Source organism: Geomonas edaphica, from assembly GCF_004917075.1.
In the GTDB taxonomy this organism is placed as follows: domain Bacteria; phylum Desulfobacterota; class Desulfuromonadia; order Geobacterales; family Geobacteraceae; genus Geomonas; species Geomonas edaphica.
Genome location: NZ_SSYB01000005.1, coordinates 543,444 through 558,276 on the forward strand (window position 1 = coordinate 543,444; position 14,833 = coordinate 558,276).

At 47.3% G+C, this 14,833-nt stretch carries 19 protein-coding genes; 17 read left to right on the forward strand and 2 right to left on the reverse strand.

The annotated features are described in order from the left end of the window. The first annotated feature begins 6 nt into the window (after window positions 1-6). From E8K79_RS18155 to E8K79_RS18205, 12 genes are read left to right on the forward strand one after another with little or no spacing between them, the layout of a single operon-like run. Window positions 7-690, forward strand: coding sequence for a hypothetical protein (locus E8K79_RS18155; RefSeq protein WP_136515940.1), 684 nt, complete (start codon window positions 7-9; stop codon window positions 688-690). A 2-nt stretch (window positions 691-692) separates the two neighbouring features. After that, window positions 693-1,712 carry a competence protein CoiA family protein gene (locus E8K79_RS18160; protein WP_162604709.1) on the forward strand — a complete coding sequence of 340 codons (1,020 nt, stop codon included), beginning with the start codon at window positions 693-695 and terminating at the stop codon, window positions 1,710-1,712. A gap of 10 nt (window positions 1,713-1,722) precedes the next feature. Further along, window positions 1,723-2,355, forward strand: coding sequence for a hypothetical protein (locus tag E8K79_RS18165; RefSeq protein WP_136515942.1), 633 nt, complete (start codon window positions 1,723-1,725; stop codon window positions 2,353-2,355). After that, entirely contained in the window at window positions 2,352-2,507 is a 156-nt protein-coding gene (locus E8K79_RS21165; protein WP_162604710.1) for a hypothetical protein, read from the forward strand. Before E8K79_RS18165 ends, E8K79_RS21165 begins: the two co-directional genes overlap by 4 nt. Before the next feature lie 30 nt (window positions 2,508-2,537). Next, on the forward strand, window positions 2,538-4,025 hold the full coding sequence (gene gapS1 / locus E8K79_RS18170) for a GapS1 family protein (protein WP_136515943.1): 1,488 nt from the start codon (window positions 2,538-2,540) through the stop codon (window positions 4,023-4,025). Window positions 4,026-4,066: 41 nt separating this feature from the next. Further along, a complete protein-coding gene (locus tag E8K79_RS18175; RefSeq protein WP_136515944.1) occupies window positions 4,067-4,852 on the forward strand; it encodes a hypothetical protein in 786 nt (261 codons plus the stop codon). Beyond that, window positions 4,849-5,661 (forward strand): GIY-YIG nuclease family protein, encoded by an 813-nt coding sequence (locus tag E8K79_RS18180; protein ID WP_136515945.1) that lies wholly within the window; start codon window positions 4,849-4,851, stop codon window positions 5,659-5,661. Before E8K79_RS18175 ends, E8K79_RS18180 begins: the two co-directional genes overlap by 4 nt. After that, window positions 5,651-6,172, forward strand: coding sequence for a hypothetical protein (locus tag E8K79_RS18185; protein WP_136515946.1), 522 nt, complete (start codon window positions 5,651-5,653; stop codon window positions 6,170-6,172). The genes E8K79_RS18180 and E8K79_RS18185 overlap by 11 nt, the downstream gene beginning before the upstream one ends. Then, complete coding sequence (locus E8K79_RS18190; RefSeq protein ID WP_136515947.1) at window positions 6,162-6,932, forward strand: DUF5677 domain-containing protein; 771 nt, start codon at window positions 6,162-6,164, stop codon at window positions 6,930-6,932. The genes E8K79_RS18185 and E8K79_RS18190 overlap by 11 nt, the downstream gene beginning before the upstream one ends. Before the next feature lie 7 nt (window positions 6,933-6,939). Beyond that, window positions 6,940-7,797, forward strand: a complete 858-nt coding sequence (locus E8K79_RS18195; RefSeq protein ID WP_136515948.1) for a DUF5677 domain-containing protein — start codon at window positions 6,940-6,942, stop codon at window positions 7,795-7,797. After that, entirely contained in the window at window positions 7,784-8,335 is a 552-nt protein-coding gene (locus E8K79_RS18200) for a hypothetical protein (protein WP_136515949.1), read from the forward strand. Before E8K79_RS18195 ends, E8K79_RS18200 begins: the two co-directional genes overlap by 14 nt. A 57-nt stretch (window positions 8,336-8,392) precedes the next feature. Beyond that, complete coding sequence (locus tag E8K79_RS18205; protein ID WP_136515950.1) at window positions 8,393-8,896, forward strand: DUF6933 domain-containing protein; 504 nt, start codon at window positions 8,393-8,395, stop codon at window positions 8,894-8,896. On the opposite strand, the gene E8K79_RS18210 is transcribed toward E8K79_RS18205, so the two are convergent. Further along, window positions 8,891-9,643, reverse strand: coding sequence for a chromosomal replication initiator protein DnaA (locus E8K79_RS18210; RefSeq protein ID WP_136515951.1), 753 nt, complete (start codon window positions 9,641-9,643; stop codon window positions 8,891-8,893). The two genes, E8K79_RS18205 and E8K79_RS18210, sit on opposite strands and share 6 nt — an antisense overlap. A gap of 120 nt (window positions 9,644-9,763) precedes the next feature. On the opposite strand from E8K79_RS18210, the gene E8K79_RS18215 reads away from it, so the two are divergent. The 5 genes from E8K79_RS18215 (at window position 9,764) to E8K79_RS18235 (ending at window position 13,371) form a co-directional block, all read left to right on the forward strand. Continuing rightward, window positions 9,764-10,189, forward strand: a complete 426-nt coding sequence (locus tag E8K79_RS18215; protein ID WP_136515952.1) for a ParB N-terminal domain-containing protein — start codon at window positions 9,764-9,766, stop codon at window positions 10,187-10,189. Between the two features lie 63 nt (window positions 10,190-10,252). Then, complete coding sequence (locus E8K79_RS21725) at window positions 10,253-10,513, forward strand: FitA-like ribbon-helix-helix domain-containing protein (protein WP_136515953.1); 261 nt, start codon at window positions 10,253-10,255, stop codon at window positions 10,511-10,513. Continuing rightward, entirely contained in the window at window positions 10,514-11,314 is an 801-nt protein-coding gene (locus E8K79_RS18225) for a hypothetical protein (protein WP_136515954.1), read from the forward strand. Between the two features lie 328 nt (window positions 11,315-11,642). Beyond that, complete coding sequence (locus E8K79_RS21730) at window positions 11,643-11,882, forward strand: AlpA family phage regulatory protein (RefSeq protein WP_136515955.1); 240 nt, start codon at window positions 11,643-11,645, stop codon at window positions 11,880-11,882. After that, the gene (locus tag E8K79_RS18235) at window positions 11,872-13,371 is read left to right on the forward strand and encodes a hypothetical protein (RefSeq protein ID WP_136515956.1); all 1,500 of its coding nucleotides are present in this window, start codon (window positions 11,872-11,874) and stop codon (window positions 13,369-13,371) included. The genes E8K79_RS21730 and E8K79_RS18235 overlap by 11 nt, the downstream gene beginning before the upstream one ends. A 146-nt stretch (window positions 13,372-13,517) precedes the next feature. Here the strand turns inward: E8K79_RS18235 and E8K79_RS18240 are convergent, their stop codons facing one another. Further along, complete coding sequence (locus E8K79_RS18240) at window positions 13,518-14,189, reverse strand: hypothetical protein (protein WP_136515957.1); 672 nt, start codon at window positions 14,187-14,189, stop codon at window positions 13,518-13,520. Between the last annotated feature and the right edge of the window lie 644 nt (window positions 14,190-14,833).

A 14,833-nucleotide genomic window follows, 5' to 3' on the forward strand; every position in this document is an offset into this window, starting at 1 on the left:
GATACAATGTCGTCATTACCACTAACCTTCGATTTTAGACTTCTGGACGTTTCACTTGAATTAAGAGCACTTGAAGAGCACCTTCAGCTTATTGAGAAGCATACTAAACAGCTTATTGAAGAGGAAGATGCCTCATTCCAGTATCAGGTTGAAGAACATAACCTGACTCCTGAAGACGCTGAATGGGATTTTGCCAGCCAGATGCGTAACCACCGGATTGAGTTTTTGTTTCCCCGGTTCCGGAATCCTTTTCTTGTGGCGCTGTATTCTGTATTCGAGTCCGCGGTTACCGAGATAGCTCAACTCATCCAAAGAACTCGCGGGCTACAGATAACCATTAATGATTTGCGAGGCAACTTTTTAGAAAAAGCACAAAAGTATTATAACGATATTCTTGGTTTTGAATTGTATGCAAACGAAGCCTGGAATCAAATAAGTATGTTGTCGGAATTGCGCAATGCCATTGCGCACACGAATGGTCGTATAGATATGCTTAAACAAGAAAATCAGAAGAAGATTAAGAAGTTTGTAAAGCAGGAAATTGGAATTTACAGCCATTACAACTTTATTTTAGTCGATGAGCCATGCGCACTGAGAATGTGCGTATCTGTGCGAGAATACGTAGAAGACTTGATAAAGCGATATAAGGAATGGGACGACTCAATCCGACCTGGCAGCAGACGCATCTAGTCATGTACAAAGCCATTGATGCCCGAGATAGCAGCGAGGTGGTGATTATCGATCCGAAATGGGCCGATGCCATTGAGTCTCTGCGTACTATTGATCGGCAGAATTTTCTTCTCTGCCAAGGCTGCAGCCAGCCAGTGCGCGTTCGCGCCGGAGAACAGCGCCGTCAACACTTTGCGCATAAGCATCTTCAGAACTGCACTTACTCAGATGAGTCGCCTGCACTGCGGGAAGCGCGTGCGGTGCTTTACCAGTGGCTTGTTGGGAAATTCGGCGACTGTGTGACCATCGAGAAAATGAGCGATGATTTCTTTCGCCCTATCGACTGCTGGGTGGAGAAGGACAGCAAAAGGTTTGCCTACTGGATCATTGACGCCACGATGAAACCGGATAAACGCCTGCAGGTTCTGGAGGGCTTCCTGCGCTTGGGAGTGGGAGCTACCTTCCTCTTAACAGCCGACATGCTACATGCCGATCCCCAAGACGCTGACCGCATACATCTGACCACGACTGAAAGGGATTTCATGCAGCGGTCGGACTATGACCTGGGAAAGGGGCAGTCACTACATTATCTCGACTCCTCAACCCGCAGGATACATACCTGTCGCTCCCTGCGGTTGGTTCATCCCCCTCAGGTGTACGAGGGGGTTCCATTGAATAACTGCCTGGATGATGTTTTGGTATCTCCCAAGAACGGTGAATTTGTGCACCCCGGAGAACGGGAGCGCCTTTCACTGTACCGGGAGGAGCAGGAGGCGATGGAGAAGCGCCTTCGGGAAGCGGAGGAGCATAACAGGAGATTCGTCTTGTCACGGATGGCGGAGCCGCGAGCGACTTCGATACCACGACCGATTTCAAGCCCTGCTCCTTTTCAGGAAAGGCCCGCCTATGGAGCCGTTCAGTCCCTTGAGAAGGTCGGAACCTGCATTTTCTGCGGTCGCGTGACGGCAGACTGGTGGACGCACAACGGGGTGACGGGGATGTGCAAATGTAATGAGTGTCTGCGGCAAGGGATAACAGCGTAGGGGGCGAATCTTGCCATTTCAATTACACCCTTCACAGAAACTGGTAGACCAATTCCGTGAGAAGCCCTGGCAGGGCACACATCCCGCCACCGCCCGGTTCCTCTTTATCGGCCTCGACGCGAATTACGGCGCTGACATCGAGAGAACACTACCGGAGGTGTTCGACTACCACTCTGACGGAGTTGTGTTCTGGCAACGGCACGGTGTCCATCATCCATTCCTGATGCCACACTATACCGGGAGTGGACGAAAGTATCACCAGAAGTTCGCGGAAATCGGTTTCTCTCCGCAGCACGCTAACCAAGTGTCGTTCATAGAGGCACTGCACCTCCCGACGGTGGGCGTCAACAAACTCACTGCCGGGGACCTGGACCCTGGACACCTCCGGCGCCTGGCGGACTTCATCGACCACGGCGCGACTGAATACGTGTTCATGCCTTCCGGCGTGACGAACCTACTGCGGCAGGCCCCGCAGTTCCGGTGGCTCCCCCGGCAGCCAAATCCCAGCAACGGGGCGCTTGGAATCCTCCGGGGGCGGCGGGGGCAGATGGTATACCAGATGTACCATCTGTCATGCTATGGGTGGCAATCAGGCATTCTGGACCGGCAGATTGGGGAGATAAGGGGAATGCTAAAGCTATGATACCGAAACGAACCGAATCGGTGAAGTGCCCGCGCTGCGAAGAGGCAAACGAAGTTCCGGACGACGAACCGTACTTCGTCTGTAAGGCGTGCGGGAAGAAATCTACCAATACCGAGTTTATTCCGCTGGACCTGGGGACTGGCCTGGAGTAGCTGGTCCGTTCCTAAACATTAAGGAGAACGATGAGTACTTTCGACGAATATAAAGTGCTACGGAACAGGGTGAGAAAATACGACACTCTTTCTATCGTCCTGCTGTGCATAAACAAGCTTCATGAGATTAGCAAGAAAGCAGTCCACGAGAATGGAGGTTACTATCCCTGGCATCTTTTGTACCTGATAAAAATCGCTTTTTTGGAAGGCGGTAAAAATGGCAACAAAAGAGCCACGATGGGCGATGTCAACAATGCCTTAAACGACATCAACCACCTTGGAAGAGATTCACGTTTCTTGGAGGGAGACGAACGTAGCCTCAGAAAATTTTTGCGGACAGTAGCCTTTCAGCAATTCTGGTTTCAGCGACAGATTTCATCTTTTGATTTGGCTAGGCAACTTGTTATTTTCGAAGGCGATGCTGCCGCCGAACTCAATGACCAATTCCTGACCACCACAGGACTCGAAATTAATACCTTTCTTCAAATGCTGATAGCTGCATGGTCCGGATTCATCGACAACAGTGACAGAAGGCATATTACCAGGGGATGGTTCGCTCCGCTGGGTTTCAATGAAGGCGTAATCGACTCTTTTTTCAATCTAGTAAGCCTTCCAGTGGAGTGCACGTTCGATTTCTTCGAGCGCCACTATGAAACGACAGATGATAAACTGTTACAACTTACCGAACAAACCCCCTTGAAGCAGTACCCTTTTCTCCAGATCAACGAAAACTACCATTGTTATTCACCCTATGTTCTCCAGGAAAAAATCAAGCATGCTATCTATGACATTTTGAAAGGCGCTTATCCCCGAAGATTCCCGCAGGCGTTTGGCGTTCTTTTCGAAAGTTATATCATCCGGCTTATGGATGAAAACGACATAGCTTACATACCAGAAGCTCGGCTCAAAGAAATATTTCCGAACAAAAAGGTGTGCGATGCAGTAATAGAGCTAGATGACGCAGTTGTCCTGATAGAAATTAAAGGTGTTGAAATGCATCCTTATGCACGAATCAACCCCACCAATGCGGTATTGAACCGGGAACTCGAAAGCAGTATCGTTAAATCGTTCAAGCAAATATATGAGGTCGGCAATCTACTGACCACAACGGACCAGGGCAGAGCCCTTCTTAATAATCGGGAGATATTCGCGTTGGTGGTTACCTACAAAGAAATGTATCTAAGCGATGGGCTTGATGTCTGGGAGGAGTTTATATCAGAACCATTGCTTCAGTATCTAACTCCTAGAGATATGAATATCGACTGTATTCCGCTCCGTAACATTATTTTCGCATCAGCAAGCGCCTTTGAGCAGTTGATGAAGATAGTTGTTGCTAATGGCAACATCATATCTCAGGTGTTACGAAGAGCGGTTGAAGATAACGCAATTCCCGAAACAAAAAAGTACTTGTTGGAGATGCATTTAGGCTCTTACCCGCAACAACCACTACGTTTTTTAGAAGAAATATTCGACAACGTTACTGAAGAGTTAGAGGCAAAACTATCCCACCAGGTATAGCCATGGCCACATGGGATTCTATTCGAGGGGGACATTCAACAATGAAATACTTTCTTAATACCTACACCCCCCTGACTGCATTTCCCGCTGGCCGGGCGGCAGTTCTTAAACACAACCTGCCGCCGTACATCGATGGGTCATGTAGGAGGGAACCCGACCTCGAATCCGCCTTCCCATCTATTACCGCAGTCTGCCGTGGAAGGATTTTTGTCCCCAGGCTCAACAAGGGTGACAAAATTATCTACATGACAAAGAAAGGGAACTTTCCCTTCCACAGTACGCCGCATTGGCGGCTCGTTGCGATCCTCCAGGTACGGGATGTGATGCCGACGCACGCCGATGCCGCGAATTGGTACCAGGCGCAGGGGTTGCCGCTGCCTAGCAACTGCCTCGTGCCGGGAAATCCTCCTGTCACGCTGGATAGAACTGTTGCCGATTCTGAACCCGGAGTATCAGACGCTGCCGTAATCAAAGCGTGGGACAAGGGGTACCAAGACAGGGTGAAGGTGACAGGCCGGTTCATCATCTGCGACTCCTTGTTTTGCGAACTACATGACCCGCCCGTTTTGGAGCAGTCAGACCTGCACGGAATCTTTGGCAAAACCCCCAATACGCGTATTCCTGCAACGATACAACCTCAACATTTTGCAGCGTTGAAGCAGCTCGCTTTTTCCGGCAGGAGCGCGGCAGCAAAGGGCCAGAAACAATCGAGTCGCACAAGCAGCGGGATCAAGACAGCGCCGAAGTGTCTTCCCCAAACAAAGAAACCGGTGAGCGTGCCTAAAGCCACCATGTGTGGTAGATGCTCGAAGGGGAAGGGAAAATGAAGTTCTTCGATTTTCTCAACGTCATCGAGAAGGACATCACTCCTGACCAATGTAAAATTCATCTGGCGGTGCACAATGGGGATGACGATCCTCTTGATGTGTATCTGGAGGGGTGGTTTGAAGAATGGCAGTCATGGCAAAGTAAACGGAATTTCGAGCGGCCATACATCATATCCCTCATCAAATTCAACGGAGATGATAAATGGCTCTTTGCTGGCCTCTACCGGTCGCTGGAAAGCACCTACCATCAACAAAAGCAGTACTATCAGTACCGCACTGAGTCCGTCGCATCGATGGAAGAATACGCGGGGCGGCTCATCGTTTCATTTGCACGTTCCGGCAGGCAATCATATCTCAACGCCGAGAACTGGCATGAGCAGTTGATTGTCTCCGAGATGAAGGCAAAGCGGATCGAGATTGAGCAATTCCCCGGATACGCCAACACCATCGTGCCTAAAAGCAAGCTTGACCTGATTGTGGGTCAGGAAGTCGAGTCCTGGAAGGCCGCCCTGTCGAACGTCGGCGGCGTCTACCTAATCACCGACACCACGACCGGGAAGTGCTACGTCGGCAGCGCCACGGGGGAGGGCGGCATCTGGCAACGGTGGGCGGATTATGCCAACTCCGGCCACGGCGGCAACTTGAAACTGCAGAAACTGCTGAACGTTGACTGTGAGTACTGCAATCATTTCCACTTTTCGATATTGGAAATCGCTGACACGCATACCAGCGTCGAGGATATACTGCAGCGGGAAGCGCACTGGAAGAACGTTCTTTGCACCAGGGAGCATGGGTACAATGCCAATTGATTATCTTGCTGCCGCCGAGAAGTACCGCCCTGCAGTTATAAAAACGCTGCTGGTCGGAGAGGCACCACCCCCTAAAGGGAAGACCTATTTTTATGTGCCGAGCGCCGCTTCTCGTCTACACATCCCGATAGACCAAGACACCAGCCTGCCCTCCACGATTTTTCATCACTACTTTCAGCAGCGCCCCTGCGACATCGACGAGTACCACAAGTTTTTGGTCCGACTCCAGGATATGGGGGTGTTCCTGGTGGACCTGCATGACGAAAACATTCGGGTGAGGAAAAACGATGAAGGGCTACAGCGCATTATCGAGTCTATCCCTCTACTGAGGCAGAAACTGCTGGACCGAGAGATAAAGGTTGGCGAGAAGGATATTACGTTTTTGCTGGCCAGAAATAGTTACCGTTCGAAGATCCGGCGCGAATTTCCTGATTCGAAACTGATTCGATGGAAGGACTTCCGACTGACGGTTGCTGGCGGGACTCCTATGGGTGAAAACGATGCACGATGAATACAAAGAGAAATTTGTGGCGGTCATTACTTTTTACGAAAAGTTGATACCTCGGTTGATCGACTACGCCGCCTCGTTCACCTTCGACGGTACCCACATATTGCATATAACGTTGGTCTCACTCTATGGGTCCATTCTCGAACTGGGTCGCAGTCTTCTTCCTCTGCTTACCTCGGAGAGCTATTCTGCGATTCCCATCGTCCTACGGAGCATACTCGAAGCCTACGTGGACTTGGAGAACATATGTAAGGACCCGACGTACGGGTACTCCATGGATATAAAGGCCCTGAAGGAAGAACTGGCTTTCTTGGATGAGGCCAAAAAAGATAACAATGTGTACATGCGCATCATTGCAGAAGCACCTGACCTGGACGAGCGAATTGCTGGCATCAAGGCAGAGAGAAAGCGTCTCCTCGACCGTGGATTCAAAGACCTAAACAAGTTCGACCGGTTCACGAAAGCGGGGCTCGAAAACGAGTACAGAACTATTTACAACTGGTTATGCTGCGCGTCTCACAATGACCAACGGGAACTTCGAAGGCGACATCTGGAAAAACACGGCGAGGGGGTAAAAATCCACCTGTTTAAAGAAGCTGATTATGCTGAACTGGAAAGTCATTTCGGAGTTGCCAGCGAACTTCTGGTGCGTGCGTCAATCGCTATTCATAACTTGCTCAACTCTCCTAAACAGGATGATATGAAGGGGTTGCGAGAGGAAATGGATAAATTGCGGCGTGAAATATACGGGGAGGATGCCTGAGCCAGCCATGAAGGAGCGCAATGACGATTATCTTCGAATGATGGAGGTCTTTCTCCATTGTGGACAAGCTGTGGCGGGAAAAACCATCCCGGCTGGTCTTTCGTGGCAGAAGGACATCGAGCCCTTAACGATGAAGTGTTTGTTCCACCTGGGTAGCATGTATGCACTTCAGGATGGAACGAAACTCCCTGACATGCTTGGCGTCTCTATCGGGTTCATAGACATTCCTTCCATGACAATACTTGCCAGGGCTGCTTTCGAAAATTACCTGGCGTTCAACTACATTTTCGTGCAACCCGCAACGAACGAGGAGAAACAGTTCCGCTATGACGTCTGGAGACTGGGAGGTTTGAAAGACCGGCAAAAGTTCGTTATCTCTGTTCCCGAGTACAACGCTATTCAGCAGAAGGAAGCGCCGCAGGTCGCTGAACTGGAGCAGAAAGTAGCAGGAAACCCGCTGTATCACCAACTACCTCCAAAGCGCCAGGTCGAGGCTATCAGGGGGCAATGGCGGTTCGATAAGTCTTGGGGACGTTTGGCTGAGATGGCGGACATCCACAGGACCTTTTTTGGTAATCTCTATACGTATTTCTGTTCTTACGCACACACCGGAAACCTGTCCGTTATCCAAATGGCCGAACCGGCAGTTGTAGAGGAACAGCGCCGACGTGCGGCCTTTTTACCAGGCGTCGGACTTTTCATAATGGCCAAGTACATCCTGGACTATTGCGGCCTCTTCCCGGAATCTCAGGAGGTGCTGAATAATAACAGAGAGTACCGGGACCTCGTGGATGAATACCATTTTTCTGCTGACAGATGGGAGGAGTACACTCAGGGAAAACAGGTTGCCGATGACCAAGTCTGAAATCATAACGGCTATAGAAAGAGCCCGCCCCGGCATCTCCCGATACCTGGAAATCATGGAACGTTTTCCGCAGACAGATGTGTCGCAGGACCGGGACTTCCAGCGGTTGTTCAATGGATTCTACAGGGTGAACAAGAAGCAGCAATCCTGGTACGATGCCTACTACTCTTACATGGAAAGCCAAAAGGGCAAACAGCCAACATTTGGAGTGGCCCTCCGGCATCTTCATTCTGAATTGAACCGGTGTGAGGCATCGTTTACGAGCAAATTGGTCGCTACCATAAACCCCGATTGCCCGGTGTGGGACCAATACGTTCTTGCCAATGCTGGAATCCGAAGGCCCCCCTATTATTCCCGCACAAAGGTAGCAGACTCCATTGATTGCTATCACGAATTGCAGTGCTGGTACGAGCGATTCGTGCCATCAGAACAGGGCCAGTTGATGATTACCGTATTCCAGGACATGGTCCCCCTGCACGAGAAGATTACCGACTTGAAGAAAATCGATTTCATTCTCTGGCAGAGCAGGGAATTGTAAGTGTTTGCGGAGGAGTACCAGCGATTTTAAGGAAAACCTGGACCGGAAAATAAATAGATGATTTTTCACTGCACCAAGGCGCTTGCCGCCAAACTGCCATTCGTGTCACCAACGCTGTTTGCGGATACTAACCCTCTCGGTAGCTGGCATGCACATCTCTATATAATCGACCGGCGGCAGTGCGTCATGTTTTGCCACGATAGCACCCGCTTTGTGTTGTTCGAGTCAGGTCTGAAGAAAGGGCAGTTCCACGACCTGGGACAACTTCATAAGAAGTTGTACCTGGCAGTATTAATTTCCATGGGAGTCTCCGAAGCAAGCCTCAAACGGGTTCAGCTTGCGCTGGGATCAGTACTGTTTGATACGGTAACAGACCGGTCAGTGCTCGGGACCCTGAATCAATCCCGTGGTGAGTTTGATTATTTCATAGCCGATTACAGCAATATCCTGGAGGTTGATCCCATCATAGCCGCACAATGGTTCAACAAGAGACCCCTGACCGCCAGAGGTAAATGGTTATGGCCGGATAAGAGCATGCTTGAACTGGTTGGTTCGTTATAGGATGCCAAGAGCCTCCTGTGCCAGTTCCACGGTTAAAGGCTTGCCACGTAGGGAGGAAAAAGCCGATACCGTGATAACCGAACCTTCCAGTTCCCTGAAATTTACCAGAGTACCGGACGCAAGAAATTGAACGACCGATTCGGACAGTTGCACATTCAAGGTGGCGGCTTTTCTCCTGATGAACTCAAGCCTCGTCTCACGCTCGGGAACTTCTATCCTGATGGACAGCCCGCATTGAAAACGACCTTTGAGATGTGCGTCCGTATTCGCTATTTTGCTTGGTAATCTGTCCGACGTCATGACGATCTGCTTTTTCGACTCGTAGAGAGCATCGAAAGTATGAAACAACTCCTCCTGGGTCCGTTCCTTCCCGGCAAGAAACTGGATGTCATCAAGGAGGAGCACGTCAAGGTTTCTGAACTTGCAGCGGAACTGAGCCATTTTGTTGGAACGGAGGTTAGCAAGCAACTCGGCCATGAATTGCTCAGAAGTGCAGTAGACGACTTTCTTCGTCTTCTGATCTGCCGTTAAGTGGTTGGCGATGGCGTGTAAAAGGTGGGTTTTGCCGAGACCGTCGCGGCCAATGAGAAACAGTGGGTTGTAAGTTGCGACACCGCTGGCTACGGCAATGGCCGCTTTATACGCGAGTAGGTTGCTTTCCCCGCAGATAAAGGTGTCAAAGCTATACTTCGATTGGGGGACGCATAAAGAGACGCCCTCAGTAACTTGGCTGTGTTCGCCTGACATAAAAGTACCTCGTGGGTATGGTTGAGTTGCCTTCAGCGTGTGCTCATCAGTGTCCAGATATGCTGTAAGGTCAAGTGAAAACGTGTCGTGGAAAATCAATCTTGGGCTTGAGGAATTGCATTGGAACGGAAACTAAGAAGAAAGAGAAAATTCATTCCATGTGCCGTTGATGATGGTGACGAACTTTATCCGAACGGCATCTTCGTCTTCAACATCACCAAGATGACGGAGTATATCAAGGGCAGCAACATTCCTTGCGAAGAAGTAATGGTCAAGGACTTTCCCCGAGGTACTTCCAAGTTCAAGGAAGAGTATTTGGCCACCGTTGATGTCACCAGACCTGTCATTGTGGCTGAGATTTCACCTGGTCGCTTCAACGTGATCGACGGCAATCACAGAATGGAAAGAGCTCGAAGGCTGGGGCTAGAAAAGATTTCGGCTTTTAGGGTGAGCCCAGAGCAGCACCTGCAGTTCGTGACTACCGAAAGAGGCTATCAGGCGTATATTGGATACTGGAACGGTAAATTGAAGGATTCCAGAAGGTGACGTTTCGGCGAGCATATAGATTTGGTAAGAGTACCAAGCTAGGGGGCGTAGGAAGGGGGCGATGTGGCATCTCTGACAATTAGGATGCTCGATGAGAACCTGAAGTCGCAGCTACGATTACGGGCTGCCCGAAATGGCCGGTCCATGGAGGCCGAGGCTAGAGCTATCCTTGCTGAATCCCTCCGCGAGCCAAGAGTTGAGCAAAACCTTGCCTTAGTAATACATCGTCGATTTGAGTCACTCGGGATTGAATCACTGCCGATCCCCACTCGGCAGCCTGTGCGTAATCCGCCAGACCTCACGATGATTAAGAAGGATAAATAGATGCCTAAGAGAAAATACAAATCGCCATCAAGCGATGAATTGAAGAAATACACCAGCTGGCAATATGCAAAACTATTATCACTTCGTAGTGATGAAGATGGCGAGACTGTCGAACAAATTAATGTCGGGGACCGAGTGTGCAAGGTAATACCACATTCTAAGTCTAATGAAGCAACGGGTCATATATATAAATCAACTCTTATTGATGAGCGATACCGGTTCGACAATACTCAGGACCCTCACTCGGCCATTACTATCTTCACAGAATGTTTTGAAAAGGGTTATTATCCTCCTGATGATGTTGTGGCCTTTTTATATGACAAATTTAAAAAATACATGAACAGTGACGAATCACTGGACAAAACGCTAAGAATAGGTAAGAGAATTAAAAAGAACTATAGACTGTTCTACAGAAACAGAGATATTATTATTGACATAGATACTCTTAAATTCAGATTTGGCCTAGACCATTTGGATGCCGTAACAGCAGTTACACGAAAATATGCGGATTTAGGATGCGATTTATCTGAAGAAACAATTGACCAGATATATACAAAAGGCATCAAGTCTCAGCGTAATAAAAGCTTGATGTACTTACATAGCGAATTGTTTCAAAACTATTATTATGAAGAAGATGATGATATTCAAATTGAGTTTGGCACCGACAGTTCTTATATCTTATTAGAAATATTATTACAATATCCTGATGATGTAGTAGACGATTTAAAGAATCGGTACCCAAAAATCAAGTCATTGCTTGACAGACCAATAGAAAAACTTGAGCCTGATAAATCTGTATAAATTCATACTCAACCCACCTCAAGATTACATACCTTTAATTCAGCACTAACCGTCCTAGCGTCAGTCACATTTGGGGCAGTATTTTTATGACTCCAAGTGGTTCCTGATGTTATCCCCTGTATTCACCGCTCCTCCTAATAGATTCTACCCAATATGTACTCAAAAAAGTTTTTGAGTACATGTCCAAAAAAAGCCCAATGGAATAGGTTGGACATACGTGAAACGAGTTTGGTGGCCACCAAATCTCCAACTAAATGCCAAGGGGTTACTTATGTTGAGTGACTTAATTAAAGCGCCAGAACCTGACACTATAACCAGAACGCTTCCCATGACCATTTCGGCAGAAAAATGCCGTAATACCAATCGCGGGGATAACTTGAATATTGTTCGCCCCCGTGATCTCCCTGCTTTAACCGGACTTTCTCGAACTACAATCTGGCGTCTAGAACGTGCGGGTGACTTTCCAAAACGTATCAGGTTATCCGTGGGTGCTGTTGGCTACAGAATGGCAGATATTCAAGCATGGCTTGATAACCGTCAGACTGTGGGGGTGGACAATGAAAAGTGATCTTAGAAAGAAACTGCTCAAAAAGGTAACTGAGAAACACCAACGTGAGGCGTCCGAGAAACTTAAGCCAGAAGCCACTCCTGGGAAAAGAAGCAAAAAAGATGGGCGGATAAAGAAGCTGAAATCTGGCTTCAGCAACATCAAACCCAATGAACGCAATGAAAACGGCATAGTCGAAGTGAGGCTAGAACATGGCGCTGTTGATCACCACTTCTCTTTAGACGCTGCAGGGTCGGTTGTAGGACCTGTAATGCATGAAGATGCATTTGCTGGGTGGCCTGGAGAATTTGCACATCTTGCGGGTGATCGCTTAGGTGCTGACAAACCGGCAATACTGGTCACGTCACTTCTCCGCTTAGCCTCATCTTTTGAAACATCTCACCATGTGCAATATGGTGAGGTGCTCCAATATGCAAGGCCCAATGCCGTTATCGTTGGGAACTCCTCAAAAACTGATATTGGTGCCGTAGAGATAATCGTTGACCGCCTTTTCTCGGGATTCAAAGCTTCACCCAGGTACTTGTGCGAGCCACTTTTACGGGTTGATGAGATTGTTTATATGGTTAGGGATGAGACATTTGAGGAGTGTGATATTACCAGCTCAAGATATAAAATAGACACAGGCGCGACTAGCAAACGTCTATATGTCTATGATCAGCATTTCGCATTAACACTCAATTCAAAACCATCCGTATTAAACATAATATCTAAAGTTATTACCGATCTGTTTGACCATGGTAATACAGTAATCAAGCTCCATAACAATAAATGGTTGGGAACAACTCAAGCCAATGTTGTTATCGTTACGCACATTCAAAGAAGCGAAGTCGATAAATTGAAGGATAAACTTGACATCCCTAACATATTCGCTAACCGCTTCTTATGGATACTTGCTCACCGGCAGAATTTGATTCCGCTGCCATTGCCGATTCCTGAGGAAAACATGAAATACTTCAACAATAAAATTGAGGAGTGCATTGAAAAGGCTAAAAGCATATATACGGGCCTTGAACTGTCCAAGAAGGCACGTGAGGTGTGGGATAAGGCATACCCCGGCCTAACAATGGAATATTCAGGGTTTGCCGGTTCCATATTGGACCGTAACGAGGTTCATGCCCTTCGGTTGGCACAGATTTATGCGCTAGCTGAAGGCCGTAGTAAGATATTGACTCAGGATTTGAAAGCAGCAATTGCAGTTGTAAACTACTCTAGCGAAACAGTACTTCAACTCTTCAACGGATCGCATCATGATAAGCGAAAGGAGAAATTGCTTCAAGCCCTCCGTTCAACCCCAAATCAGGAAATGTCTTTAACCGAGATCAACGGTGCTGTCTTCAATCGCAACCTTGACTCTCGTGACATCAGAGAAATAATCACCGAGTTGGAGTTGTCAAAGCTTGTTTCGTTGTACAACCCCAAAAAAGAAGTTCCTGGAGGACGACTGACTACCATGGTAAGGTTGACGCTTCCAGGCCCTTATCAGACCTAGCACCCATTACCATTGAGGAAGGTTACAATAGACCGCATAGCGAGTTTCTGATCCGATCCCGCTATACGGTCTTTCTTATTCCTGCGTCCGACCCGAATTGCTCAGCAACTGGTCATTCAGTTTCTTCAGAGCAGGGAATAGTAGCTTCAATACAGACTGGAATCAGACAACCCTTTCACGCCAATGGGTTTCACTCGGTTCAGACGGGTATCATCTATCTGTTTGAACAGATACGTATGGCGATTATGATATGCATATTTGACTTTCATGTGTTCTTCAAAGAAAACACGCCTGCGATCAGCATTGACAACTGCTGCGGCTGCTTTTACAAAAATATCAACAAGCTCTGCCAACTTAAAAACATTTAGCCTGGCGTTTGGCTTTATAAGCATGTGTACATGCATTTCATTGATACTGTTTTCCATAGGATGATCTTCAAAAAATGCAAACCCCTGCAACCAATCTCTTTTCCAGTACCCAGGCTTGAATATCTTGATATTAGCTTTACGAAGAAAACTATTCACATGTTTGCAGAGTGTTTCAAAACCTGTTCTTACAGCCAATGTTAATGTGATTGACAACCGATATGGACCAGAATCACATACCCATTTTCTATATTCCTCTGACCTCCTCATGTTGAATGGTACTATTTTATTAGCGTCATCAGATTGTTCTTTTAGTGGTTTGTGCTCAGACAATGACAAGTATTTACGTCTACCGCTCCTAACTGATTCTAGTTTTATTATTGGGTTACTGGGAGCAGATTCAAGCTTTACTATTTCAACCGACTTAAGTTTAGTTACACCTACTTTACTCATAACTCCTCCTTTAGTATATCAATTGTGTACAGTTTCCGAATTAATGATTAAACCTACCCTCTACTGCTCTTAGGACTTGATTATTTTCTTGATTTAGATACTTCTTCTCCATCGAGAGACGTCAAATATAGCCTCTTTTTTTGTTACTTTTATGATCGAGCAGTTCTTGCGAGGTCTACTCACAGGTTATGACCTAAGAATCTGCACGATGTTTTTATATCTCCTTTTATTATATTTCCTTTCCTATATTTTTATCCATTCACATACAAATTATAAAAAACGGATAATCCGCAACATTTTACGCCCAAATCTGAGGTAAATAGCCTATAAATTTCAGCAACTTACATGGCTGATTAATTTTTTCCGCAACATGGTTGGGAGACTACCCAAACAAGTTATGAGAAAACAGGTACTTTATGACATTTGAGAGGAGAAATACGATATTGGCGTTAATCAATTCTGAACGAGGAGTATCTACAGTAGTCTTACGAAAAAACGAATCTAACGAAATAAATCCGCATTACTTCGTTTAATTCGTTAATTCGTAACCACGCCTCAATGATCAATAACTGGCAATTTACCGGAGGGATTTTAGGAGATTAATAATTTAGAAGTGGAGGGGCATACCTCGCAGATCAACACTA

Coding starts and splice junctions, on each gene's coding strand:
- E8K79_RS18155 (WP_136515940.1), top strand. CDS start 7: ATGTCGTCATTACCACTAACCTTCGATTTTAGACTTCTGGACGTTTCA.
- E8K79_RS18160 (WP_162604709.1), top strand. CDS start 693: ATGTACAAAGCCATTGATGCCCGAGATAGCAGCGAGGTGGTGATTATC.
- E8K79_RS21165 (WP_162604710.1), top strand. CDS start 2,352: ATGATACCGAAACGAACCGAATCGGTGAAGTGCCCGCGCTGCGAAGAG.
- gapS1 (WP_136515943.1), top strand. CDS start 2,538: ATGAGTACTTTCGACGAATATAAAGTGCTACGGAACAGGGTGAGAAAA.
- E8K79_RS18175 (WP_136515944.1), top strand. CDS start 4,067: ATGAAATACTTTCTTAATACCTACACCCCCCTGACTGCATTTCCCGCT.
- E8K79_RS18180 (WP_136515945.1), top strand. CDS start 4,849: ATGAAGTTCTTCGATTTTCTCAACGTCATCGAGAAGGACATCACTCCT.
- E8K79_RS18185 (WP_136515946.1), top strand. CDS start 5,651: ATGCCAATTGATTATCTTGCTGCCGCCGAGAAGTACCGCCCTGCAGTT.
- E8K79_RS18190 (WP_136515947.1), top strand. CDS start 6,162: ATGCACGATGAATACAAAGAGAAATTTGTGGCGGTCATTACTTTTTAC.
- E8K79_RS18195 (WP_136515948.1), top strand. CDS start 6,940: ATGAAGGAGCGCAATGACGATTATCTTCGAATGATGGAGGTCTTTCTC.
- E8K79_RS18200 (WP_136515949.1), top strand. CDS start 7,784: ATGACCAAGTCTGAAATCATAACGGCTATAGAAAGAGCCCGCCCCGGC.
- E8K79_RS18205 (WP_136515950.1), top strand. CDS start 8,393: ATGATTTTTCACTGCACCAAGGCGCTTGCCGCCAAACTGCCATTCGTG.
- E8K79_RS18210 (WP_136515951.1), bottom strand. CDS start 9,643: ATGTCAGGCGAACACAGCCAAGTTACTGAGGGCGTCTCTTTATGCGTC.
- E8K79_RS18225 (WP_136515954.1), top strand. CDS start 10,514: ATGCCTAAGAGAAAATACAAATCGCCATCAAGCGATGAATTGAAGAAA.
- E8K79_RS21730 (WP_136515955.1), top strand. CDS start 11,643: ATGACCATTTCGGCAGAAAAATGCCGTAATACCAATCGCGGGGATAAC.
- E8K79_RS18235 (WP_136515956.1), top strand. CDS start 11,872: ATGAAAAGTGATCTTAGAAAGAAACTGCTCAAAAAGGTAACTGAGAAA.
- E8K79_RS18240 (WP_136515957.1), bottom strand. CDS start 14,189: ATGAGTAAAGTAGGTGTAACTAAACTTAAGTCGGTTGAAATAGTAAAG.